A 2,209-nucleotide genomic window follows, 5' to 3' on the forward strand; every position below is an offset into this window, starting at 1 on the left:
GCTCCCGTACGGCCGTGGTCGCGCCCGTCACCGCGCTGGTCTGCGCCGCGCTCGCCGCCGCCACCGGGCCGCGTGCCGAGCTCGGCGTCTGGCTGCTGCTCGCGCCCTTCGGGGTGCTGCTCGCGATCGTCGACTTCACCGTGCACCGGCTGCCCGACGTACTCACGCTGCCGCTCGCGGGCGCGGCGCTCGTGCTGCTCGGGGCCGCCTCGGCGCTGCCGGAGACCGGCGGCTCCTGGTTCGGAGCGCTGTACGGGGCGCTCGCGCTGGCCGGGGCGTACTTCGTCCTCTTCCTGATCAGCCCCAACGGCATGGGCTTCGGCGACGTCAAGCTGGCGCTCTGCCTGGGGGCGGTGCTCGGCTGGTACGGCTGGGGTGTCCTGCTGCTCGGCGCCTTCGCCGGGTTCCTGCTGGCCTCGCTCTACGGAGTGGCCCTCGTCATCGCCCGCCGCGCGGGCCGCAAGACGGCGATCCCCTTCGGCCCCTTCCTGATCGGCGGCGCCTTCGTGGGGCTGCTGCTCGGGGCGTACTCGGCCTGACGCCCGGCCACCGGTCCCGGCGTGGGGCCCGACGGCGGCCCCGGCCCGGTCCCAGCGCGACCCCGGGCTCCGCGAAACCCGCCATGACCTCTGGCGTACGCTGGCGTGGTCCGTCCACAACCCTTACGAAACTTACGAAAGGGACGCCCCGGTGACCGAGAAGGCCGACCTTCAGTCCGTCCTCGACCGTGCCGCCGCAGGTGGGCGGATCACCCCGGAAGAGGCGCTCGTCCTCTACCGCGACGCCCCGCTGCACGCGCTCGGCGCCGCAGCCGACGCCGTGCGCCGCCGCCGGTACGCGGGTACGGAGCACATCGCGACGTACATCATCGAGCGGAACATCAACTACACGAACGTCTGCGTGACGGCCTGCAAGTTCTGCGCCTTCTACGCCGCCCCGAAGGACACCAAGAAGGGCTGGACCCGGGACCTCGACGACATCCTGCGCCGCTGCGCGGAGACCGTCGAGCTGGGCGGCACCCAGATCATGTTCCAGGGCGGCCACCACCCGGACTTCGGTGTCGAGTACTACGAAGAGCACTTCTCGGCGATCAAGAAGAACTTCCCGCAGCTGGTCATCCACTCCCTCGGCGCGTCCGAGGTCGAGCACATGGCCCGCATCTCCAAGGTGTCCGTGGAGGAGGCGATCCAGCGCATCAACGCCGCGGGCCTGGACTCCTTCGCGGGCGCGGGCGCCGAGCTGCTGCCCGAGCGGCCGCGCAAGGCCATCGCGCCGCTCAAGGAGAGCGGCGAGCGCTGGCTGGAGATCATGGAGATCTCCCACAACCTGGGCGTCGAGTCCACGTCCACGATGCTCATGGGCACCGGCGAGACCAACGCCGAGCGCATCGAGCACCTGCGGATGATCCGCGACGTGCAGGACAGGACCGGCGGCTTCCGGGCCTTCATCCCGTACACGTACCAGCCCGAGAACAACCACCTCAAGGGCCGCACCCAGGCGACGATCTTCGAGTACATCCGCATGATCGCGATCGCCCGGATCTTCCTCGACAACGTGGCGCACATCCAGGGTTCCTGGCTGACCACCGGCAAGGAGGCCGGTCAGCTCACCCTGCACTACGGAGCGGACGACCTCGGCTCGGTGATGCTGGAGGAGAACGTGGTCTCCTCGGCCGGTGCCAAGCACCGCTCGAACCTCCGCGAGATGATCGACATGATCCGTACGGCGGACCGGGTGCCCGCGCAGCGCGCCACCACCTACGAGCACCTGGTCGTGCACGACGACCCGGCGAACGACCCGGTCGACGACCGCGTCGCCTCGCACATCTCCTCCGTGGCGATCGAGGGCGGCACGGCGCACCCGGAGCTGAAGCTCCTCAGCGCCAACTGAGGCCGCCTTGCTGACCCTGCACGTCGCCGAGGACTCGCCCGAGGCGGCGGTCCTGGCCGACGGCGCGTCCATCGCCGCCGTCGGCCCGTACGAGGAGCTGGCGGCCGCCCATCCCGCCGCCCGCGTCCGCCGCTGGCCGGGCATCCTCACGCCGGGCCTCCTGAACCCCTACGGGCCCGAACTCCTGGAAGCCACCTACCACCCTGACCCGCGCGAGGCCGACCGGCTCGGCACCGCGCCCATCGGCGGCGAGCGGGCCCGCGCGATCTTCCGCGCCGACCCCTCCCAGCTGGGCGCCAGCGCCCGCAGGGGCGTCCAG

At 71.6% G+C, this 2,209-nt stretch carries 3 protein-coding genes; all 3 read left to right on the forward strand.

Annotated elements, in window-relative coordinates; translation table 11 throughout:
• Nucleotides 1-539 (forward strand): prepilin peptidase (locus AB8Z36_RS37290; protein ID WP_369217816.1); only part of this gene is annotated, 539 nt, incomplete at its 5' end.
• Nucleotides 540-690: 151 nt separating this feature from the next.
• Nucleotides 691-1,890: a cyclic dehypoxanthinyl futalosine synthase gene (gene mqnC, locus AB8Z36_RS37295; protein ID WP_369217817.1), complete on the forward strand. Its 1,200-nt coding sequence runs from the start codon at nt 691-693 to the stop codon at nt 1,888-1,890.
• A gap of 7 nt (nt 1,891-1,897) precedes the next feature.
• The coding region (locus AB8Z36_RS37300) for an imidazolonepropionase-like domain-containing protein (protein ID WP_440582106.1) at nt 1,898-2,209 on the forward strand (312 nt) is incomplete at its 3' end.

The sequence above is a fragment of the Streptomyces flavofungini genome, from assembly GCF_041028215.1.
Classification (GTDB): Bacteria; Actinomycetota; Actinomycetes; order Streptomycetales; family Streptomycetaceae; genus Streptomyces; species Streptomyces flavofungini_B.